Raw genomic sequence first — 20829 nt, forward strand, 5'->3', positions numbered from 1 at the left:
TCGCCGACAGCCGGCGACACCTCGCCAACCAGATCGCCCCGCCGGCCAAGCCCGGCGGGGCGATCTCGTCTCCAGCCATCGGCATCCTCAACGCCCGGGTCATCGGCATCCTGAACGCCGGGCAACAACAGGTCCGGCGTCTGATCGGGGAGCATGAAGCCGGACCTTAACCGCGCGCTGCCGAGACCAGCGTCCAGATCTCTCGCGTCTGGGCGGCCACCTGCGACAGCCCGCGGGCGCCGTCCGTGGCGAGATACTCCACGTTCTGAAGCCGCATGCCGATGCTGCCCGGCGTGAGATGGGACAGGGCCGCGATCAGCTCGGGCGTCGCCTTCACGCCGTGGTCGCGGTACGACAGGCAGACCGCCGCGTCATCGCCCTTGGTCCAGGTAGTCATTGAACGTCTCCGTGATCTCTACCAGTGAGATGGATGATCTTAATCCACCCCAAGCGCAAGTTAACGGGCACGGGCCTTCTCGAGGTTCACGGCCTGCCCCGGCTGTCTCGCTCAACGCACAGCACTTGCCACACGGCGATCCTGAGCGGCCGGCCGGATCCTCATCTTCTACATAGTGACGTAGCTTCCAGTCAGTAGCGGGTAGCGCAATGATTCGTTGCCTTGTCATAAGGCATCGCAGACGGGATGCTGAATTGCTGGCCGACCGGCGGCGGGCGGAAGTGGATGACGCGGATGACACCGACAACGCGGTCGCTCGCCCCCATCGACAGAAACGACCTGCGCCGCCTGGGCGTGCTTGCGGCCCAGACCGAGGCAAGCCTGTTCGCCCGACACCCGCACGGCGCGGGCCGCTACACCGGGCGACTGCTGTGCCGGGCCCTGTGCCAGGGCGCGGCCCTGCACTTCCTGGACGGCATGAACGGTGTCAAGGACTTCGACGTCTGGTCGTTCTACGCCGCCCGCGACGACGGTCCGTTCCCCTACCGGTGGCGTGGCACGGCCGACTTCGGACCGTCCAAGTTCGGCCGCTATCCCGGTGACCCTCTGTCGTACACCGGGCGGCGCGTCGACTTCCTGGGACGTTCACTGCCCGTGCCGCCCGATGCCGACCCGGCAGCAGCGCTGCGCGACTACCTGTCGACCACGCACACCGCAACGGCGAAAGCACTAGCCGCCAAGGCCGTCATCTTGATCAGCCCAGACCAATCCGTCGGCGAGCGCATCTGGCCCTACCGGACTTCACTGCAAGTCAGTTTCAGCGATCAGACCCCTTTGATGATGAGCTCCAAGAACCGCCTTATGGCCGGTGGTGACGATTCTGCTCCGAGAGCAGCGTGTCCGGGTGCTCCTGGCCCAGTACCTGCCGTTGGCGTCGCAGGGTGTCCTCATTGAGTTTCCTCGCCGCCTGGTATTCGCATAGCGCCCGGCGAGTTGGCCGGCACAGCCGGTTAGTACGGAATGTGCGTTAATTAGTAACTTAATGAACATGCGGGCGCTGGCGTGCCCCCTGCTCCGACCGTAGGGAATGGGCATGCAAGTCGCGCTCTGGATCGGCACGATCGCGGTATTCTCACTGGCCCAGACTGGCCTGATCATGGCCTGGGTGATGACGGGGGCGGGACTGCGCCTGGCGCAGGAAGAGGTCACCGGCACCAAGCTGTTCGCGTACGTGCGCGTGCTCGGCGTTAGGAAGTTCCTGGTGTGGACGACTGCCCGCGGCTTCCGGAAACGGGTGCGCGAGCGGTGCAGGCAGGACTGGGGACCGCTAATCGCTTCGGCCGGCCTGCTCCTGCTTGCGGCAAGCATGCCGGCGGTCGTATCGCTGCTGTCGCTGTTCTTCATGTCTCCGTTCCTGCTCCCCGGTGGGGATACCGTCGGACTGTCTGCACTCACCGTGATCACCGCAGTCGCCCTAGGGATCATTCCTCAAGCGTGGTTCTGGACGGCGGGCCTGGACTACGCGGCCCGCGCCGGGACAAGAGGTAGGAGTGGCCTGCCGTGCCTTAAAGTGCCCGGCCTGTCCCGTGCCGCCCGCGATGACCTGGCCCTGCGGATCTACTGGTACGAGGGACTGAAGTGGCGTGCTGTCTGGGCCATCGCGTCTACGTGGATTCTCCTTGCCGCAGCCACGGTCGGCGCGCGAGTTCCTCAGACCTCCGAGCCGGGCGATGGGCTCGCAGTTCTCGTCTTGCTCGCCGGGCAGGGACTACCGGTTGTCGTCGTCAACACTGTGTACCGTCGCCTTGCATTCGATCACGTCCTGTCAGGGATCTGTTTCCTGTTGGCCCCGGCCTCCGTGGCCAAGACAGTGCGGGCCCACCAGCAGGGAGCGTTCGACGGTCCCATTGCAGACCCGTTCAGGCAAAGGGACCACCTCGCGAAGCTGGCAGGCGCGCTATCAAGCGCGGCCTGGGCACTGGACGCCCGCCAGGTCAGGGGAACCGCACCGCACCCGGTCTCCACATTGCTGCGAGCGGCCTCAGAGCGGCTCCGCCGGTTCCTGCGCAGCAAGGAATCGTGGAGCGCGTCGCTTCCCCCCAGGTACACGGAACTGCTCCACTCGGTGGTGCGGCTGCTGTCCATGCCCAGCCACCCCGGTGCATACACAGACCTGGTGGACCGCGTCCCCGCGTTTAACCGCGACGGCCAGCCCGCCGCCGACCCCGGTCCGCGCCCGCCCGGACGCCTCGCGACCATCGCCAGCCGCGTCACAACGGGCATACAGGGAGTCGTATCAGCCGTCACCGGCATCGTAACCATCGCGATCATCGTGATCGTCTGGACGCTGTTCATGCTCCACAGGCTTGACATCCTCAATGCCGTGAGCCGCACGCCGTAGCACGGCAGCTATCCACCTTGGAGGGTCGTCCCGGTGCACCCGGGGCCAGTGAGGGCGGCCAGCCGGATCGGCCCAGCGAAAGCCGGCTTGATTTCTAAGTGTGATTGACGGTCTACGGTTGAGTGGCGCACGTAGCCGCCTACGCGTGCCGTGACCGTGGGGCAACGGGAGGCCTGCGGCGCGGAATAGATTGTTCGGAGTGGCTGTGTTTTCCTGGCAGTAGGGCGTAAACCAGTTCCTCGCGGATACTGGCGGTTCCATAGATAAGCGTGAAGCTGGTTAATTGTCCCGGTAGGCACTGGACGGAACGCTGATTGTAACCCGCTTCTCTAGTTCCATACGGCCCTCGAACTCCATGAGTACTAGTCTGTCGATGCCCGCTGCTGCATCACTTAAGAAGTCAATGGAGTGAACAGCACCTTACGCATCGCGGCGCCTTGGTTCGAAATCTGGCGCGGCCCCCACTCCCTTGCTGCACGTTGCAACTCGGCCATGTAGTGAAACTTCAGGCTCTGGTCACTCATACCGTACTTCTCGACCTTCCAGTCAGGGGTGTGGTCGGAGCGCCGCGAGTTCTCAGTGCGGGTCATCAGGCACAGGTTCCCGAAGTCATTAATGACGGCTAGCTGGTCTTCACGCTCGGCGAGGTTCGATGGGAGGAAGTGCTCGATGGATGTCCGGTAGGCGAAGCGGAACCCGGAAGCCTTGACGACGGGCAATCCCGCAGGCGGCCGCCCATCGATCTCACTCAGCCACCACAACTTGTAATCCAGCAGGTTGAACGCGAAGTGCGGAACCCCCGTTCCCGTATTGAGGCCGTCACCGTGCATCACCTCGAGTGCGTCGAGGTCGTCATCGGCCATCTGGTGGATGTGCCGAATGAACTCCTGGCCGTCGATGCGGCGGTCTGCAGCCCATTTGGTATCGAGATACTCGACGAGCTGGTAGAAGAATTCCTTGTAGACGCGCCGCTGGTGAGTCACCTGGTACATCGCCTGAAGCATGACGACCTGTTGCGTCTGCGCGCCGAAAGCATTAACGGGGGACAGCTTCGCGCTCCTGGACTCGGGCCGGATGTAGTGCAGGCGGTGAATGACCCAGTTGGAGTCGTCGCTGCCTCCAGGCTCGTCGAGCGGTTTGATAATGAAGTTGTCGAAAAGGAACTTCGCCCGCAGGAGCCGGTAGGCGAAGTCCAAGGCGGCTGGCGCACTCCTGATAGTGCGCTCGAACTGGGCGACGAGTTTCTTGTCGTCCAGCGAAATGTCGCTGTCGTCGCCCGCGTACAGACGAAGGACGTGGAGCAGGAAGTTCGGAAAGTCGATGATCGCGCCGTAGCGCCCGGCGTCCCCGTCATCGTCTTGATTCGCCGCCGCCGTATGGGCCGGTGACTTCGGGACAAATGTCTCCAGCAGTGAATCAAGGTCCCAGTCGGCCGCCTGGACTGTGTCACGAGTGGGATCGAATAGGTCGCGCAGGCCACTGATGCCCTTGGGGAGGAATGTGGACCACCCCTCCTCGCCCAGTAGCGCGTGGTCCCCGAAGATCGCCGAGCGCTCCGACGGCTTGAACCGCGCCTGGACGTGCCGGGTGAAGTCCGAGCACGCGTCCCAGATGGTCGAGAAGAGCGCCCGGCCGTGGTTGTCCTCGCCGATCAGGCCGAGGAGATGCGCTTTGACGATCTCGTGCTTTTCGAGCTGCTCGCCGCGCGTGTTCATGACCTCGAAGTAGTGGTTCAGGTCCGTGTCCGGCGGCAGCTCCGTCAGCACGATGTGGACATGGTCGAGCAGGAAAGAGAGCACGCTCTTCGTGAGTCCGGTTCCCGTCGAGCCCTCCCAGCGCACGCCCTGATCAAGGAGCACCTTCTCCAGGCGCGCTTCATCGCCAAGTAGGTTCGCGACGGCCTCGGCGCCTGCCTTGATCCCGTCGTCCTGGAGGGACTTCATCGCGACCGGCGTAACCTCCGGTCGCGCTAGCGCCGCGAGGTCGAGATTGGACCGCTTGCGTTCCTCGAAAGAGAGCAGCCGATCGGTGATTTCGAACCGCCTGTCCAAACCCAGCAGGTCATCTCGCAAGTCGGGGTGGGTCAACGTAATGAAGAGGGTCGTTAGCCGCTGCTGTCCGTCGATCACGTCGAATACTGGCTGGTCGGATTCGATGTCACGGACCTCGTGGAGGACGAGTGACCCGATGTAGTAGGCCGACCTGTCCAGAACACTCGCGACGTCGCGAATCAGCGTCTCGATCTCCACCTTTCCCCACGCGTACGCGCGCTGGTAGATCGGTACTCGGAAGCGGCGCTGCCCGTCAAAGAGCGTGCGAACGGTGACGAGCTGCGGCTGGCCTGTCATCCCTGCGCCACCTGCTTCGGATTCCAGAGCGCCTCGACGACCGCGGCGTCGACCTCATTGCGCTTTGCCGGGTCGCTGCCGTAAAAGTCGGGTTGGGGTATGTCACGGTTCAGGACTTCGCGCGCGGACCCGGCATCGCGAACCTCCTGGAACAGGTTGAAGCTTCCCGGGCCCTGCCCGACACCAAGCGCGTGGTTGTTGATCGTCTCGCGCTTGACGGCGAAGTTCCGGGTGCGCGGCACCATTACGTAACGGGCTGCGAGCCTGGCGAACCGATCGCTCCCCTGTGTGCCGAAGCGGTCGTGGTAGTAGATGAGCAGTGCGTCGAGGAGCCCTCGGATGTACGCATAGCGCGAGCGGTCGCCACCAGGCTCGCCCTGCTCGTCGATCACGTTGATGACGGTGGAGCGCAACTTCCCGAGCGCTGGCTGGTGAGCCTTTGACAGTTTGTCGTCGCTGAAGGCCAGGAGGCCGAGTCGCACTCCGAGCAGGTAGTAGTGCGAGACCATGCGGAAGAAGGTCTCGCCGTTCAGCACAGGCTGGTCGATCTGGTGCGGGTACTCGACCGGTTGCAGCATCCGGAACCGGACGAGAGTGGAGTTCTCTGAGCGGTAGTCGTCGGTGAAGTTCTTGGCGTAAACGAACGGGCGTGCCCAGTTGTTCTCGCTGTTGGTCACGTCGCGTTCGCGGATGCCCTTGAACATGCCGATGTCGTTGGTCGTGAACCCGTCCTTCGAGACGTCCCGGCCGCCGGACCACCGCCGGATTTTGAAGAGGTACTCGCTGAAGAGCGCGTTGACGTGCGCAGCAGGGATGTCCTCCCACAACTCGACGACCTCGCGCTTGGTCGTGGCATCACGCAGGCCACTGCCGATCTCCCTGAGGTGGAACGCCTTCAGCAGGTCGGTCGGGTACAGGGCGCGGCCTCGCGAGTTCTGCGAGTCGAACATCTGGAACGCCTCGTCGAGGTTGGTCAGGGTCACCACCACGACCTCGCACTGGAGGAAAACCGCGTCGGCGACTTCCCGCACAGTGTCCCGGTCCCACTCGTTGACCAGCCGCGCCATGTACTCGGCGTTTTCCTTCGCGCGGGCCGCCGTCTGCTCCGCGCCGAAAGGTGAAAGCCGCAGCCGGGCGACGTCGCGCTTGTTCGGGTCATGTCCGGTCGCGCGCAGCACCCGGGCGAGCAGGTGCAGCGTGGTGAGTCGCTGCTGGCCGTCGACAACATCGAGCACCTGCTCGCCGTGCTCGTCCGGGTGACCGTGCAGGATGACGGTCCCGATCCGGTAGCTGCCGCTCGGAGTGAACTGGCGAATGTCGTCCACAAGCTCCGCGACGTTCCGAGTGCTCCACGCGTACGGCCGCTGATAGTCCGGGATGCGCAGACGCTCGTTGTGCAGCAGCTCGCGGATCTTCCAGACTTTGACGCGCGGCCTGTCATCGTCACCCACAGTGCCAGCGCGTCCCCCATGAAGCCCGCTCATGGAGCGATTCTGCCCGATCCAGATCAGCCCCGGCATCGATCCATGGAATCGGGCCAGAACGCCGAAACCCAGAGCAGTTCGCCCACCATGCGCAGTTCGTACACACGCCTATCCGCCTTACCTGCATCGGTCGGGGGTGCAATCGGGGGTCTGGGGCGTGCCTAAATCTGCTCCCTGTCCCTGATAGCTGCCGGGTTCTGCGAGCGGGCGGGCCGGGTCACAGGGGCGCGAAGCGCCCGCGTAGCGGCGCCGCAGGCGCCCTTGATGCGGCCCGCCCGGGAGCGGATCATGCGCGGGTGACTGGGGCGGGGAGCCCTTGATGGCGCGTGATGCGGTTATTTCAGGGCTCGGGCTGGTGGTGGCCTTCCTGTGCGGATGCGGGGCCGTGGCGGCCGGGGGCAGGAGCAGCCAGCCTTACCTGGGTCCGCGGGGCCTTTGGCTGCCCCGGTGACAAGATGATGGATTGGGTGCTCCCCGCCTGCGGGGAGTGCGGCCGCTCAGTCTAATCAGGCCGCCCGCCCGGCCGGGTGGCCTGGCGGCGGCTGACAGCGGCTCGGCGGGAGCTGGCCGCGGTGGGTCCCCATCGGGTGAGCTCGGCTGCGTGCTGCGCGGGTCCTGGCGAGCCACGGTGCTGGTCACTGCTGGTCAGGCAGCGGTGAGCGCGTCGTCGCCGAGCTCGGCCAGGATGTGGCAGGCCTGGCGGATGATCTTGCGGGCCTCGGACAGGGCGGCGCGCTTGGCGTTCTTGCGGTCGGCGACGGCGGCGTAGTAGGCGTGGTCGGGGGCGGAGGACCGCGCGTGGGTCTTGCCGGCCTCGTAGACCGTCCAGCGCAGCACCGGGGGACCTTGCCGGGACAGCCGCCCGGGCGGCCCCTTGCGGTCGGAGGACCAGACGGTGATGTCCAGGTCGGCGAACCGGACGGCCTTGCGGGAGGAGGAGAACCGGCCTGCCCCGCCGAGCCAGCAGGCCAGTGCCAGCGCGGTGACCGGCCCGACGCCGTAGATCCGCTCGGCTAGCACCTTCGCGCCGGGCAGGTGCCGGGCGGCGTGCAGCAGCTGGCGCCGCAGCGCCTCCTGGCGGGCCTCGATGCAGGCGAGCATGTCCAGGGCAGTGGTGACCTGCAGCCGCCCGGCCGCCGACAGGTGCGCGGCTGATGCCGCCCGCACCAGTTCCGGGCCCTGCGTGCGCAGCGCACCCTCGCCCAGCCGGGGGGCGCCCTGGTGGAAGAAGACCGCGTGGATGCGCTGTGTCCAGGCGGTGTGCTCGCGGCGCAGGTCGTTATACAGCTCCAGGAGCGCCCGGCACTCCATGACCTGCGCCGGCGGGACCCAGCATTCGGGCAGCCGGCCCTCGGCCAGCAGCTGCCGCAGGTGCCGGGCGTCGGTCCGGTCGGTCTTGGCGTGCCGCTTGCGGCCGCGGGCGAACGCAGTGTCGGCCGGCTCGGCGACATGCGCCGCGACGCCGGCTGCGGCCAGCTCCTCGGCGACGTACCGCCACCCGGTGCACCCTTCCATCGCGAACGCGACGTCGTCGCGGCCGGCGAACCGGGCCAGCCAGCCGCGCAGGTGCTCCCGGTCGGCCGGGGCGACCTGGCCGCGTACCACCTGCCCAGTCACGGTGTCGAGGTAGTCGAAGGTCAGCTGCTTCCGGTGGATGTCCACCCCGCCTACGATGGTCATCGGGACCTCCTCAAGCTCCCGAGGGCGCCACAACGCGCCCGAACGCGAATTGCTACGACTCAATCGTCACGCGACTGAGCTGAGGAGGCCCCACTGCGGGCGCAGGTGGCGCCATGCATCAGCCCCAGCCGCCGACCGGCCAGCCGATGCATGTCATCTAATTGCTCGGCCGCCGCAGTCGGCCTCACCATCAACTCAGGCGTACAGAACTGGCGGATCTGCGCTGTCTCAGAACCCGATCGACCAAGATTCGGAGACGTTCTCTGCCAATGTTGAGGACGTTGCCTATTTGCGCGGACATGTATAACCGCCTCCCACAGACGGCGTTGCGGCTCCACCCAGTAAGTGAAGCTGCTCCGGGATACAGGTTGCCCGGAGCTACAGGGCTGCTCCGCGAGGAAGGCAGCGACGATGTCCTTGAATGCCGGTCCAGGTTGCTCCGCGCCTGGTCAGATCACACCGTGGTGCGAAATCGGAGTCGAAGTGGCAGACGGACCGGCACGTTCTGCACCGGCACATCAGCGTCACCGTCCTGCTGCTAGAGATTGACTTGAGCTGCCCGCAGTATGCAAGCTTTCGGGAGAAGCATGGCGTCGGCCATGGCCTCGGGCATGCGATAGGGGGAGCTGCGGGATGACTCGGGTTGTTCAATGGCTAGTCGCAGTCCTAGCAAGCATGGCAACATTCGTATTGAGCCTCTGGTTGGCCTGGGTGATAGAGGACCATTTCTTCCGGCAGTCGATAAAAGCACCAGCTGACCGTTGGGTCGTCGCGACGGCTTTCGCTGCCGTGATATCAGGTGCAGTCCTTGCCTCCTTCGGATGGTGGGCTGGCCGGGAGAACGAGACCCCTGATTCGGAGCCGACTAGCCGTCATTCCTCGATCCAGGATGTACGTGTCAACGGAGGCGGATCAGCCTACGTTGTCCAAGACGGCAATCAGCACATCCACAACTCCTCGCCTAATCAGGGCGAGATCCAATAGCCGCGCGCTAAGCATGGCCAGGATGATCGCGAATGAGTGAGAAGTCCAGTCAGCCACAGCATGAACAGCGGATCTATGTCGAATCTGGTGGCGCCGCTTACGTGGTGGTCCATGGGGATATGCATATCCGCGGCGGCCATCCGGTATACCGGTTCGAACAGTACCCCCTCAATGCCCGCCCAGTGAAGCGGGAGGAGGCTGAGCGGCAGCCCAGCCGACTGTTGGCGGCGGAAAGCCGTGTAGTTCCCTTTGCCGCCCGTGAACATGAGTTGGCCTGGCTGACGGCGTGGCGAGATGATTCGACTCCAGGAATATCCGTGGTATTGATACATGGACCTGGCGGACAGGGTAAGACCCGCTTGGTCGGCCAGTTCGCCGTTGACTCAGCCGACCAGGGATGGACTGTGTGGGCCAGTCATCATGTTAGCGATCCCACCGCGCAGCTTGTCGTAGCCCCTGGTGACGCGGGATCGCAATTGATCCTTGTAGTTGAGTACGCCGAGCGGTGGCCGACCGATGATCTCCAGTTGTTGCTGCAAAATCCATTGCTCCGTCGCCCACGACGAGTCCGCGTGTTGCTCGTGAGTCGGCCGGCGGAAGGATGGTGGCCAGCCCTACGTCACCGGCTCGGTAAAGCCGACATCGCCGTGGGCGGCACTCTCGATTTGAAGTCCCTAGCCGAAACCAACGTTGAGAGACGCAGCGCATTCGAGGCTGCACGTGACAATTTTGGCGCTGTATTTGGTGTTCCCCCTGGAGCGGTCAAAACGCCCGATCGCTTGGACCAGCAGGGCTACGAGCTAGTACTCACGCTCCATATGGCCGCCCTCGTGGCGGTTGACTGTTACGTTAGAGGTAACGCTATGGACAGCGAGCCAGCCAGGCTGTCCACCTATTTGCTTGACCGTGAATATGACTACTGGCAGAACCTACATGAGCACGACCAGGCGATAGAGATCACGCCCCGCATCATGGCACGAACGGTCTTTACTGCCATTCTCGCCCGTCCGCAACAGTTCGATCAGGCAGTTGCGGTCCTTGATCGGGTTAATGTCACAGGCGATACTCCAGCGGCGATATTGATCAGAGATCATGCGCGCTGTTACCCCTCTGCCACTTGTCATATGGTTTTGGAGCCGCTCTACCCCGACCGGCTTGGTGAAGATTTCCTGGCCCTGCTAACTCCTGGCCATGCCGTCTCGGACTATACCCCCGATGCCTGGGCGACCTCGGCGCCGAGCCGTCTCCTTGCGGTGAGCGAGGATTCACAAGACCCGCCAGCTTGGGCCCGAACTGCGCTAACCGTCTTGATAGAAGCCGCGCTTCGGTGGCCCCATCTTGTCAGCGAGCACCTCAATCCGGTTCTACGCCGAAATCCCGAACTCGCGATCGCGGCAGGCGGCAACGCCCTGACACGCCTTGCCGATGTCGAAGGGATTGAGTTGGAAATGCTCCAGGCGATTGAGGAGTCTTTTCCGGAGGACCGGGCGCACGAGCTCGACGCTGGGATCGCTGCTGTGACGGAGGTGCTCACAAATAGATGCCTCTCCCAGGCGCCGGATCCAGTCGCGGAGGCTAACATGCGCGCTAAGCTTGCGCATCGGCTGGCGAATGCGGGGCGCCATACTGAAGCACTTGTCGCCAGCCGTGCCGTTGTGGAAATTTATCGAGCGCTAGCCAGGGACTCCCCGCTGATACACACTATAGGACTGGCCAGAGCACTTTCAGAACTCAGCAACAAACTATTCGAGACCGGACAACGGCAGCCAGCCCTTGATGCCATTTCGGAAGCGGTCGAGATCTATCAATCAATCAATTATTCAGGTTCTGATGAGTTGCGAGCTGACATTGCCAATGCGATGAACCGTCTCGGAGCCTGGCTGTTCTTTGCCGGGCGATGGGAAGAAGGCAGCGCTGCTGCGCTCGAATCTTGCAATATGTACCGGGTCCTAGCAGAGGAGAATCCTTCACGCTATCTCGCGCCTCTCGCCAGGTCACTCAACAATCTCGGGATATGGCTATCAAATCTGCATGACTCCGGCGATTCATTTCTGAGTTATTATAGCGAAGCAATTAGCATCCGAAGGGCCCTCTATCATGAAAGACCTGGCGAGGTTGCTCCCTATCTTGCATGGTCACTGACACACTATGCAGCAGTTCTGAATAAGCTTGGAGCGCTTGGAGACGCTGCAAGCGCGATAAATGAAGCCATCGACCTCTATCGGATAGTGGTAACTGCAAATGCGAGTGCGTATGAATCTGACTTCGCTTGGGCGCTGACTCAACGTAGCATCATCTTGGCAGCTGTAAACCGACATGACGAAGCGCTAGAAACGGTGTATGAGGCGGTTCAACTTCGCCGAAGAGTATCGACTAGATATCCACGAAAGCACGCACCCGATCTTGCTTGGACACTAACTCAACTGGCTATGCGGCTAGTCGAGGGTGGGAGCAATGGCTCTGCTGCGGTCCAGGCATGCGACGAGGCGGTGGAAATCTTGCGCGGCCGACTATCCCTAGATCCGAATAGCGATTCTGATTTGGCTTCGTCTCTCTTCACAGCTGCTAGCGTAGGCCAATCATTCGGCGTAGACCGAGAGAAGTCCCTGAATCAAGCTAGGGAAGCATTGGCCATCTACAAAGACTTGGCAGCTCGCGACCCTCGTTTCTTGAATGACGTTACACGAACCGAGTCCATGATTGCCGAAATATAATTGATCTTAGTGGCGTCTGCGGAGTCGCTATATTTAAGAGTTGCAGTCGGCGCCAGGTATACGGCTTCAGGACACGCGAATCGGAGAATTCCTCCCAACCCAGCGCGATCAATCTATGCGGTCTCGCCAGTTCAGCGCTGCGAGCCCCCGCAATATGGGCCAGTCAGCGCGGGATATCAGAATCCTTGCGCTGCCGGCCTCGTCGCTGTCGAGGTTTTGGCCCCGGTGAGCCATCAGTCGGTCGTACGTTCATACATCTTTGCACGTGGCGAACGTCCGCTTCTGCCGCGATGAGGGGACGACGCGCGACAGGCGTGAGCCAGAACTAGGCGTTCTGTGTGCCGTGCCCAGTCTCGCAGTGGCGGCCGCTGACAGAGACAGAGTCGGCGATCTGTATGACTTGGGTCCTACTTCTCGTCTTGGCAAGCATGACAGTGTGTCGCGGGGTATATAGATGAGCGGGACCCGCAGGTGAGATGCGGTGGCGTCCCGTTTGGCCTTCGTAAAGAGCAGTGGGCCGGTCGGGCGGGTTCGTGGCGGCGCTTGTTGTGGCTGACGATCTGCCGGGCTAACGCGCTAGTGCGTTGCCGGGCTGGAGGCCTGCTGCGGCTTGGAGGTCCGGGTGGGTGAGGGTGAGGGCTCCGTCGAAGCGCGTCTGCAGGTTACTGATGAGGCGGGCGACGGTGTTACCGCATGAGCCGGCGTGCAGGTAGACGCGCATCCAGTCTCGGCCGAGTTCGATTCCGACCCGCTGCCCCACGTGCAGGTCGACGGCCTCGACGAGGGCTTCATCGTCAGTGACGGCGGGCTGACCCCATAGCCGGAACGGGGCGCGGGAGCTGAATAGCTCATCGCAGAATGCGGGAAGGTCGGGAATCGGCCTGGAGAACCGGATCCCGATCGGCATCCCGGCGAATGACGCCCCGCCCCAGTCATTGCCTTGCAGGGTGGCGAATTTGAGCGGGTCGAATCGGAGGGACAGCGCCTCGATTGATTCCACGAGGTTTGCGTAGCGGCTGATGACCGTCTGGACGAACTGAGCGTGGTGGATGAACTGCTCGCCATGGGCGGCGAATGCGCCCCAGCGCCTGACTGACTCGCGCAGCGGCCCCAGGTCCCGGTCATCGAGGTCGACCTCGATGTTGCTGAAGCTGACCGCGGACCTGTAGTCGGGCAGGTCGGTGATCTTGTCGAGCAGGCGCTCGGCATGTGAGCCCGAGAGCTGTACTTTGAGGTCGCGGGCGGCGTCGTCGGAGCCTACGAGCCGCTTGCCGTCGAATTTAGTGCTGACCCGGCGGGAAAGCGCTTCTGGGGCGACGTAGCGGAGGTGGGCGGAGGGAAGCCACATCCAGTCGGTGTCCCTGCGTGACTCGACGCGGTCCCTGAGCCACGCTGCGGCGGCAGCGCTGGCCCAGGTCGTGTGGAATACCCAGAACCTAGGCTGAAGCCGGTCTACCCAGAACTCTCCGGCGGAAGGCGTGAAGACCCGGGACAGGTACGCGTCATCGGTGTCCTGAACGTTTCCCGGGCCGGCGATATCAGCGAGGTAGGCGCCCGGGTCATCAGTGTGGACCTCGAGCACGAAAGCCTTGGCAGGCACGTTTCCGTCTACAGGGACCTTGCTGGAGAGGTCAGACCGGCTCGTCATGGCTGCCCACCGTCCTCTCCGTTACTTTCTGGCGCGCATAGTCGGCGGGATTTCTTGCCTGGATCATCATTGTGCATCACCGTCGCCCTCGTTTCCATTGTCGCTCTCGTCCTCGGTGGCGACGCGCTCGGCTTCGTCGAATTCGGAGAAGAGATCCATCTGGCCGGTGATCTCGCCCCGGCGCCGGGGGCGGCTGGCGCGGCTTCCCCATACTGCCTGGTATCCCTGGGTACGGCCCCGGCGGTCGAAGGTTTCAGGGGAGCGCAGGACAGCGACTCGTTCCTCGGTGGCCCCGGTTGAGCGTTCGTATCGGAAGCGATCTGGCTCTGCCTCGGCTGCCGCGCGTGCTGCGTCCCGGACGGCACGCAGGAGACGGCCTTGAGCTGCGCGGCCGTAGATCGGGAAGTGCCGGACTGCCTGCTCGGTCAGTGCCCTGATGGTAAGGAACGGGCGCTGCTGGGCCATTGCCGATATCAGCTCGGCGCGGACAGGCTGATCGAATGCCTCGGCTGGCGACTCGTGGTCGAAGGGCACGATCTGGGCGATCGGGTACCTCCACGCCGCAGGTGAACTGAGCGCGGCCGACAGCGGCGGGCTGGCCATCTCGGGCCGCAGGAGCCTGGCATCCGATTCGCTGACAGCCAGTACGGGGACGCGGAGCCCCGCTTCATCCGCCCCCAGGCAGATGCGGTGAGCGTTGCTCGCGAGACAGGCGTACAGGACCTCGCAGTGCAGTGGGACTGGCTTAGGCACCGTAATCCCCCCGGCGATCACCAGGAGCTCCGGCGTCAGCGTTGCCAGCCTGCGGCCCTGCTCAGGTTCCAGGTTCGCGCCCGATTTCGCCTCAACAGCCAGAAGGCGCCCGGCCTGCGGGTTGAACAGGACGACATCGCAGACCACGGTCTCGCCGCTGACTCTGACCGGCACTTCCAACGCGGCAACCGCCCAGCCTGCATTGGCCAGTGGCGCAGGGTTCAGGCCGTCGGCGAGCGCCAGGTCGAGGACGGCGTTGACAGGTACGAGCCGGGATTCCACCCCTTTACCTTCCTGGTGCGCGCGACTGGCATTGATCGCACTGGGTGCGACTGAGGCGTGCTTCGACTCGCTGCGCCGCCGGGAACGCCGGATCTGTCGGGCCGTTCCTGGATACGTGACGATACTCGGTTATCAGCCTCGCGTGACGGTTAGACACGACGAGGCCGCCCACGACATGTCCCTATCAAGCAACTTAGTCGACATGGTGCAGGGCTGACCGTACCGTGGCAGGCATGACCCTGGAACTGGACGGGTTCCTGTGGAAACCGAAGCCGGGGACGGCGGTGACGGCCGAAGAGTTCATCCGGTCGAGGTCGGTCATGCAAGAAATCCACCGTGCGGTGGAATGGAATCCGTGGGTGCAAGAGGACCGCGCTGAGGAGTATACGGCTGCGCTTGAGGCTATCGCTCAGTGGACTCGCGCCGAGCCCGGCTCCCTTCCTCAGTCGGCCGAGGAACTCAGGTCTGAGATTGACCGGCAAGTCGCGGCAGACCGAGCCCGTCGCGACGCGGAGCGCGAGAAGGCGAAGCAAGAGCGCGCTGAGCAGGCGGCCAGCTACGACCGTCAACGTGCAGAGGCGCGATTGGCCTTGCTCGGTCAGACGGCGATAGTGGCCGACACGACCAGACAGCGAGATCAAGTCGCAAGCCGGGAGCTTTACCCGGCCATGGAGGATGAGCGCCGACAAGAGAAGCTGGCGAAGCTGGACGTGGACATCAAGGCTGCTAGTCACATGGTGGATGAGCTGACCTTGGCTGTGGGTGATGTTGAGGCTGTGTGCGACGAGCGTGGGTGGCTTCCGTCCGAGCGCCGCGTTCTGATGCTGCAGGTATTCGCCGCGTGCCGGGTGAGTGAGGTTCTGGAACTGCGCGGCCGTGTGGCCGCTCACCAGTCGGACCTGAAAGCGATCAGGGGGTCTGGACGTGCCCGGATCCGTGAGGCGCTGCTCAGGGACACCGCCCGTCTCACGTTCCTGGAGGCCGTCCCGCGGCTGGAGGCTGCTGACATGTGCTCGGAATGCCCTACCCCGGCCGACTGGCACTCGCTCACCGTCACTTTCAGCCTGGATCCGTCCAAGGACGTCGGCGCCGTCGGCGGCCCGTGCTCGGCGTGGCCCTGGTGGCGGGACCGCCTCGAGGCGGCCCGACAGCGGATTCTTGCCCGCGCCTCGCCCAAGGCGAAGCCGCCAGAAGCCGCTGTCCCAATGCCGATCGCCGTGATCGAACCGGGCCTGCCTATCGAGGAAGTCATCGCCCGGCTCAATGCTGTGCAGGCTGACCATCCGGGTGCACAGCTACGCGGCAGCGGGGACCGCTGGGAGATCTGGCCGCGGGACCATGCGTAGTTGACGTCGTCCCCGACGGCAGCGAACCTAACGGCCGCCTGGAATGCGGTGATCGTCAGAACAGAGCTTCAAGAGCGGTTGGCGTCGGTATGTGGCTTCCCGGTGCGAGTGGGTGGGGTTCGCCGGTCATGACGGCGAGGGCGGCTGCGACCTCAGGCAGTCCTGCGCGGACGTAGGTGCCGGTTGAGGACATAGCGCGTGCGCCTCGAGTGACGTCGTGATGGCCGGCGTAGGCTTGCGCGACTGCGAAGCCGAAGCGGCGTTCGACCCACGTCAAGATGGTGTGGCGTATCCAGTGCATGGTTACCTGCTGGGTCTTCACCCATGGCAGGTGCTCGCCAAGTCGGTCCCAGAGGTAGTCGTACCGGCGGGCGGTGATCGGCATGCCCGTCGCGTACCGGAGAAGACGATTGCCGGAGTCCAAGCCGCCTCTGTGTTCCGCGTGTGAGCGCAGGTGGGCCGTCAGCGTCGGGGAGACTGGCTGCCAGCGCTCCGTCCCGCCTTTCTCGCGCAGCCGTACTAGGCACTGCTGCAGGTCGAGGTCTTCGGGGGTGAGCGAGAGCGCGCCGCCACGTCGGCAGGCTGTCTCGGTGTGCAGCCGGATGAGCAGCGCGTCAAGGGCCGGGTCGTTGCCGGTGGTGGCGGCGACGGCGGTGATTTCGAACAGCCGGGCGTCGGGTAGGGCCATGCGTGCACTGGGCTGCCTGCGCGGTTTGCTTACGCGGGCTGCCGGGTTGTCGGCCTCGGGTAGCAGACGGTCGGCGACCGCGTGGTTGTACATGCATCGCAGGGCGCCGATCAGGTGTTCCGCCGCGCCGTGGCCGCCGCGGGCGTTGCGGCGCGGAGTGACGTTCGTCTTGATGTCTGCGGCGAGCTGGCTGATCTCCAGCGGGGTCACCGAGGTGATGAGTCTCGGGCCCCACGCCGTGACTGCATGGTTCCAGTAGGTGCTGTAGACACGCCGGGTTCCGTCGCTGACTGCTCGGGAGACCTGGGGAATGTAGTCGGCGAAAGTGGGGATCTCCGGTTGAGCTGCAGGGTCTTGCAGCAGGTCGGCTGGGGAGATGCCCATCCTCTGCAGTAGCAGGCGGGCGGCAGCGATATCGCTGGCCGACGCGGCTGGGCGCTGGGGATGATTCATCGCGGTGTTTCAGCTTCAGGCTGGGCCGAGTGGTAGCAGGAGATCATCTCGTCCAGGGCGGACAGCGGGTACACAAGCACGAGGCCGTAGTCCGGTGCCGCGGCGATCAGGACCTGGTCTCCGGGCTTAATGCCGTGGGGTCGGCGGGCGTGGGCCGGGATGATGATGCACGGCCTTCGCGGAACGGAGAAGGGGCCGTCGGGCGCCGCGCGGATGACAATCGACCGCGAGGTCAAGGTCACGTCAAGATTGCTGCCGTGGTGCCAGCGCAGCGCGTTGACGATGCCGTTGCTGGGTAGTCGGCCGGAGCTGTCTACCCGTCCGATGTCGTAAAGGATGGAGGCATCGCGGGGCAGCTGGTGCAGGCCGGCCAGTGGCAGCGGGCTTGCCGGGGGAGCGGGCGCCTGGCGCGCAGGCGGGAGTGCCAGGGAAGCCACGATTCCCTGTGCGGTTGCCTGGGGCCGACTGGCCATTACCCGATCTCCGGATCGTCGATTTCAGGCTCGGCGTCCATCGGGCGGTCGCATAGCCTGCCGTTGTGCCAGTACCTGTCGTCGTCGATTGCCTGGTCGAAAAGCACAGTGTCGTGCCAGTACTGCTCATCCGTGAAGGCGTCGATTATTCGTTCCCTCGCGACGGAGTAGCCGATTTGCTCCCAGGTAAGCGATAGGGGGTGTGTTCCGTTCCGCAGGGAGAGCCACCGCTGTTCCTCACTCATGGGGCTGGCGCTTGGGGTTGCGGGCCGGCCGCGCCTGCTGCCGCTGGCGTGGTCGTCGGCCGGGGCTGGCGGCGGGGGTTCCCTGGTGGGAGCGACCGCGCGGAGTGCAGGGCGGGATGCGATGCTGTGGAACCAGCCGTTGGTGCGTGCGCCTCGGTCGGCGTGGACGCTGTCGTCGGTCGGCTGCTTGTCTGGGATGAGGTTCGGGCGCGGCTCTTGTTTTTCACCGCGCCATGCGTGCAGTGGCTCGCTCATTCGCCTGCCTCGGGGTCGGGCCGTTCGGGCTCGGTTTCCGGGGTGGCGGTCCAGGCAGGTACTGCGGAGATCCGGGTGATGGCGTGGCCGGTGGTTATGCCGAGTTCGGCAGCCCAGCCTTCGATGAAGGGCCACTGGCGGTCAGGGTCGGGGGCCGCGGTGGTGCTGCACGTTTCGGCGAGCGTCATCGCGGTGATGGCCTCGTTGCGGGTCAGGCGGCGTCCGGGGAGCCAGGACACTTCCCAGTGATCCTGGGTGCCGGGAGCGAGGCGGGCGGCATGGGGAGAGCGGTCGCTAGTCATGGTGCGGTCGCTGATGGTCACTGGCATGGGTGGCTGCTTTCTGATGTGCCGGGCTGGGTTGGATTGCGGATCGCGTCGGAGGGCTGGATGTCGGGGGCGGTGCCAGTGCCGATGGCGGGCTTCCAGTTGCTCTTGGGGCGGTAGCCGGGGGTGTCCAGATGGTCGTCATCGAGGCCGGCGCCGGCGCACCAGTTGCCGCGGACGGCCTGGCGGCGGGCTGTGGTGGCGGCGGCGCGTTCCGCGCGGCTGCGTTCCGGGGCGCGTTTGTCCCACCAGGTGTCGTAGAGGTCGGCGATGTCGTCGCGGAGGGGAGTGCTGACGGTGGTGGCGTCGCCGCGGGTGATGGCGCGGATGGTCATCTCGCGGACGCCGAGGGCACGGGCGATGCGGGCTGAGCTGTGGCCCATGACGTGCAGGGCACGCAGGCGCAGGCGGGTGTTGCCCGGCGTTCAGGATGCCGATGACCCGGGCGTTGAGGATGCCGATGGCTGGAGACGAGATCGCCCCGCCGGGCTTGGCCGGCGGGGCGATCTGGTTGGCGAGGTGTCGCCGGCTGTCGGCGAGGTGCCGGTGTCAGTCGATGACCTCGCTGACGGCGGAGCGGGCGGCGGTCTCGTCGACGAGGTTCTTGCCGGCGGCGAAGGCTGCGACGAGGGATTGCAGGGCGAGGTTGTTGACGGCGCGGGGGTAGCCGCGGCCGGTGGAGTGGATCAGGTTCATGGCGTCCTCGGTGAAGAGCTGGTCGGCCCGGCCGGCGAGGTTCACGTGGTGGGCGATGTAGCTGGCGGTCTCGGCCTGGGTCATGCCGGGCATCGTGTAGCGCAGGGCGGTGCGCTGCTCCAGGGCTGCCAGGACGGCGAGCTTCATGGTGCGCCGCAGGGTCGGCTGGCCGACGAGCAGGCAGGCGAGCGGCGAGTCCTGGTCCATCGAGGTGTTCGTGAGCATGCGGATCGTCTCCAGCTGCTCGTAGGACAGGAGGTGGCCTTCGTCCAGGACCAGGACCGGGGTGCGGCCGCGTTCCTCGCGCTCGGCGATGAGGGCCTTGCTGACCTGGGTGAACAGCCGGGAGCCGAGGTGGGACGGGGACTGGCCGAAGACGTTGAGGATCTCCTCGTGCATGCCGCGGACGCCGATCATCGGGTTGGGCAGGTAGATGATCGTGTGCCTGGAGGGGTCCAGGCCGGCCAGGACGGTGCGGACCGAGACGGTTTTGCCCGCGCCGACCTCGCCGGTGATGACGCCGATGGAGCGCTCGCTGATGCACCAGGCGATGCGGGCGACGGCCTCGTTGTGGGCGGCGTGGCGGTGCAGCATCCCGGGGGCGAGGTTGCGGCCGAAGGGCATGCGGCTGAACCCGTAGTGGGCCTGCAGCTTCTCGATCATCCGGTGTCTCCTGGCTGTTCGTCGCGGCGCTCGATGCGGGCGATGAGGTTCTTCTTGGCGTTCTGGAAGGCTGCGAGCTCGGCGGGGCTGGCGTTGCGGATGCCGGCGTCGGACAGGCGCCTCATCCAGGCGATGAGGGCGGAAACCTCGCCGGGGGACGGGGCGGCGGGCCGGGTCACGGCTCCTCCGGCCCGGCGAGGGCGGAGTAGTTGACCTTGCCGGCCAGCTCGGCGGTGTGGCGGGCGTCGACCAGCGCGAGGTAGTCGATGCCCGTCGTGGGGACGGGCGGCTCGGCCGGGACCTCGGGCCTGGCCTTGGGGTGGGAGTGGCGGCTGACCTGGAACGGCTGGGCGGTCCCGGCGTCCTTCCCCTCGCTGCGGACCCGCAGGAAGGACAGGTCGAAGGGGTCGAAGACCAGCTCGACCTTGCGGCCCGCCAGTGACGGGTCGACCTGGTAGCGGTTGCCGTGCAGGGACACCAGGCCGGTCTTGGCGACGGTCCGGTACTCGCCCCAGCGGAACGCGTCGGCCAGGTCGCCGGGCGACGGGACGGGGAACGGGGCGCCGGCCATCCAGCGGGCGAGAGGAGCCATGCCGGTCTCGCTGTGGACGCGGCGGTGGTAGACGTTCTCCACCCAGGCGGTGAACAGCCTGTTCATCTCGGCCAGGCTGTCCACCTTGCGTCCCGGCTGGCCGTCGCCGGCGGCGATCTCGACGGTGAACTCGCCGTTGACGGTGCGGAAGAACCGCTCGATCTTGCCCCTGCCCTGCGGGCGGCCCGGGGCGGAGTGGACCAGCTTGATGCCGAGCCGTGCGCAGGCCCGCATCAGCCACGAGTCGACGAACGCACTGCCGTTATCGACGTAGACGTAGGAGGGGACGCCGCGGGCGGCCAGCGCCGGGCGCAGCGCGGCGGCCAGCCGGACGGTGTCCTCGGCGAACCCCCACCGGTGTCCCGTGACCGCCCGGGAGTGGTCGTCGACGAAGGCGAAAA

Annotated in this window: 18 protein-coding genes; 4 read left to right on the plus strand and 14 right to left on the minus strand. The window is 65.2% G+C overall.

The window, feature by feature from the left end; genetic code table 11:
• Window positions 1–166: 166 nt before the first annotated feature.
• Window positions 167–397: a hypothetical protein gene (locus EAS64_RS38505; RefSeq protein ID WP_145861457.1), complete on the minus strand. Its 231-nt coding sequence runs from the start codon at window positions 395–397 to the stop codon at window positions 167–169.
• Window positions 398–691: 294 nt separating this feature from the next.
• On the opposite strand from EAS64_RS38505, the gene EAS64_RS38510 reads away from it, so the two are divergent.
• The gene (locus EAS64_RS38510; RefSeq protein WP_145861459.1) at window positions 692–1351 is read left to right on the plus strand and encodes a hypothetical protein; all 660 of its coding nucleotides are present in this window, start codon (window positions 692–694) and stop codon (window positions 1349–1351) included.
• Between the two features lie 139 nt (window positions 1352–1490).
• Window positions 1491–2798 carry a hypothetical protein gene (locus tag EAS64_RS38515; RefSeq protein WP_145861462.1) on the plus strand — a complete coding sequence of 436 codons (1308 nt, stop codon included), beginning with the start codon at window positions 1491–1493 and terminating at the stop codon, window positions 2796–2798.
• Window positions 2799–3190: 392 nt separating this feature from the next.
• Here EAS64_RS38515 and EAS64_RS38520 read toward each other — a convergent pair whose 3' ends face one another.
• The 3 genes from EAS64_RS38520 to EAS64_RS38530 form a co-directional block, all read right to left on the minus strand.
• Window positions 3191–5146 (minus strand): DUF262 domain-containing protein, encoded by a 1956-nt coding sequence (locus EAS64_RS38520; protein ID WP_145861464.1) that lies wholly within the window; start codon window positions 5144–5146, stop codon window positions 3191–3193.
• Entirely contained in the window at window positions 5143–6597 is a 1455-nt protein-coding gene (locus tag EAS64_RS38525; protein WP_187366491.1) for a DUF262 domain-containing protein, read from the minus strand. The genes EAS64_RS38520 and EAS64_RS38525 overlap by 4 nt, the downstream gene beginning before the upstream one ends.
• Before the next feature lie 678 nt (window positions 6598–7275).
• Window positions 7276–8310, minus strand: a complete 1035-nt coding sequence (locus EAS64_RS38530; RefSeq protein WP_145861468.1) for an IS110 family RNA-guided transposase — start codon at window positions 8308–8310, stop codon at window positions 7276–7278.
• A 1016-nt stretch (window positions 8311–9326) separates the two neighbouring features.
• Between EAS64_RS38530 and EAS64_RS38535 the strand changes: the two genes are divergently transcribed.
• Window positions 9327–12008, plus strand: coding sequence for a tetratricopeptide repeat protein (locus EAS64_RS38535; RefSeq protein ID WP_145861470.1), 2682 nt, complete (start codon window positions 9327–9329; stop codon window positions 12006–12008).
• Window positions 12009–12576: 568 nt separating this feature from the next.
• On the opposite strand, the gene EAS64_RS38540 is transcribed toward EAS64_RS38535, so the two are convergent.
• Both EAS64_RS38540 and EAS64_RS38545 read right to left on the minus strand, forming a co-directional pair.
• Complete coding sequence (locus EAS64_RS38540; protein ID WP_145861472.1) at window positions 12577–13656, minus strand: hypothetical protein; 1080 nt, start codon at window positions 13654–13656, stop codon at window positions 12577–12579.
• 66 nt (window positions 13657–13722) lie between these two features.
• Window positions 13723–14691, minus strand: a complete 969-nt coding sequence (locus EAS64_RS38545) for a hypothetical protein (protein ID WP_145861474.1) — start codon at window positions 14689–14691, stop codon at window positions 13723–13725.
• A 233-nt stretch (window positions 14692–14924) separates the two neighbouring features.
• On the opposite strand from EAS64_RS38545, the gene EAS64_RS38550 reads away from it, so the two are divergent.
• Window positions 14925–16037: a hypothetical protein gene (locus EAS64_RS38550; protein ID WP_145861475.1), complete on the plus strand. Its 1113-nt coding sequence runs from the start codon at window positions 14925–14927 to the stop codon at window positions 16035–16037.
• Window positions 16038–16092: 55 nt separating this feature from the next.
• Here the strand turns inward: EAS64_RS38550 and EAS64_RS38555 are convergent, their stop codons facing one another.
• The 8 genes from EAS64_RS38555 to EAS64_RS45280 form a co-directional block, all read right to left on the minus strand.
• A complete protein-coding gene (locus EAS64_RS38555; RefSeq protein ID WP_222849926.1) occupies window positions 16093–17109 on the minus strand; it encodes a tyrosine-type recombinase/integrase in 1017 nt (338 codons plus the stop codon).
• Window positions 17110–17174: 65 nt separating this feature from the next.
• Complete coding sequence (locus EAS64_RS38560) at window positions 17175–17651, minus strand: AbrB/MazE/SpoVT family DNA-binding domain-containing protein (RefSeq protein WP_222849927.1); 477 nt, start codon at window positions 17649–17651, stop codon at window positions 17175–17177.
• On the minus strand, window positions 17651–18151 hold the full coding sequence (locus tag EAS64_RS38565; RefSeq protein ID WP_145861481.1) for a hypothetical protein: 501 nt from the start codon (window positions 18149–18151) through the stop codon (window positions 17651–17653). The genes EAS64_RS38560 and EAS64_RS38565 overlap by 1 nt, the downstream gene beginning before the upstream one ends.
• Window positions 18148–18480 carry a hypothetical protein gene (locus EAS64_RS38570; protein ID WP_145861483.1) on the minus strand — a complete coding sequence of 111 codons (333 nt, stop codon included), beginning with the start codon at window positions 18478–18480 and terminating at the stop codon, window positions 18148–18150. Before EAS64_RS38570 ends, EAS64_RS38565 begins: the two co-directional genes overlap by 4 nt.
• Entirely contained in the window at window positions 18471–18860 is a 390-nt protein-coding gene (locus tag EAS64_RS38575) for a hypothetical protein (protein ID WP_145861484.1), read from the minus strand. Before EAS64_RS38575 ends, EAS64_RS38570 begins: the two co-directional genes overlap by 10 nt.
• A 166-nt stretch (window positions 18861–19026) precedes the next feature.
• On the minus strand, window positions 19027–19836 hold the full coding sequence (locus tag EAS64_RS38580) for an ExeA family protein (protein ID WP_145856814.1): 810 nt from the start codon (window positions 19834–19836) through the stop codon (window positions 19027–19029).
• Complete coding sequence (locus EAS64_RS38585; RefSeq protein ID WP_145856812.1) at window positions 19833–20015, minus strand: hypothetical protein; 183 nt, start codon at window positions 20013–20015, stop codon at window positions 19833–19835. Before EAS64_RS38585 ends, EAS64_RS38580 begins: the two co-directional genes overlap by 4 nt.
• The coding region (locus tag EAS64_RS45280; protein ID WP_222849928.1) for a DDE-type integrase/transposase/recombinase at window positions 20012–20829 on the minus strand (818 nt) is incomplete at its 5' end. The genes EAS64_RS38585 and EAS64_RS45280, both read right to left, overlap by 4 nt.

The sequence above is a fragment of the Trebonia kvetii genome, from assembly GCF_007827045.1.
In the GTDB taxonomy this organism is placed as follows: Bacteria; Actinomycetota; Actinomycetes; order Streptosporangiales; family Streptosporangiaceae; genus Trebonia; species Trebonia kvetii.

Coding starts and splice junctions, on each gene's coding strand:
- EAS64_RS38505 (WP_145861457.1), bottom strand. CDS start 397: ATGACTACCTGGACCAAGGGCGATGACGCGGCGGTCTGCCTGTCGTAC.
- EAS64_RS38510 (WP_145861459.1), top strand. CDS start 692: ATGACACCGACAACGCGGTCGCTCGCCCCCATCGACAGAAACGACCTG.
- EAS64_RS38515 (WP_145861462.1), top strand. CDS start 1,491: ATGCAAGTCGCGCTCTGGATCGGCACGATCGCGGTATTCTCACTGGCC.
- EAS64_RS38520 (WP_145861464.1), bottom strand. CDS start 5,146: ATGACAGGCCAGCCGCAGCTCGTCACCGTTCGCACGCTCTTTGACGGG.
- EAS64_RS38530 (WP_145861468.1), bottom strand. CDS start 8,310: ATGACCATCGTAGGCGGGGTGGACATCCACCGGAAGCAGCTGACCTTC.
- EAS64_RS38535 (WP_145861470.1), top strand. CDS start 9,327: ATGAGTGAGAAGTCCAGTCAGCCACAGCATGAACAGCGGATCTATGTC.
- EAS64_RS38540 (WP_145861472.1), bottom strand. CDS start 13,656: ATGACGAGCCGGTCTGACCTCTCCAGCAAGGTCCCTGTAGACGGAAAC.
- EAS64_RS38550 (WP_145861475.1), top strand. CDS start 14,925: ATGACCCTGGAACTGGACGGGTTCCTGTGGAAACCGAAGCCGGGGACG.
- EAS64_RS38555 (WP_222849926.1), bottom strand. CDS start 17,109: ATGGGCATCTCCCCAGCCGACCTGCTGCAAGACCCTGCAGCTCAACCG.
- EAS64_RS38560 (WP_222849927.1), bottom strand. CDS start 17,651: ATGGCCAGTCGGCCCCAGGCAACCGCACAGGGAATCGTGGCTTCCCTG.
- EAS64_RS38565 (WP_145861481.1), bottom strand. CDS start 18,151: ATGAGCGAGCCACTGCACGCATGGCGCGGTGAAAAACAAGAGCCGCGC.
- EAS64_RS38570 (WP_145861483.1), bottom strand. CDS start 18,480: ATGCCAGTGACCATCAGCGACCGCACCATGACTAGCGACCGCTCTCCC.
- EAS64_RS38575 (WP_145861484.1), bottom strand. CDS start 18,860: ATGGGCCACAGCTCAGCCCGCATCGCCCGTGCCCTCGGCGTCCGCGAG.
- EAS64_RS38580 (WP_145856814.1), bottom strand. CDS start 19,836: ATGATCGAGAAGCTGCAGGCCCACTACGGGTTCAGCCGCATGCCCTTC.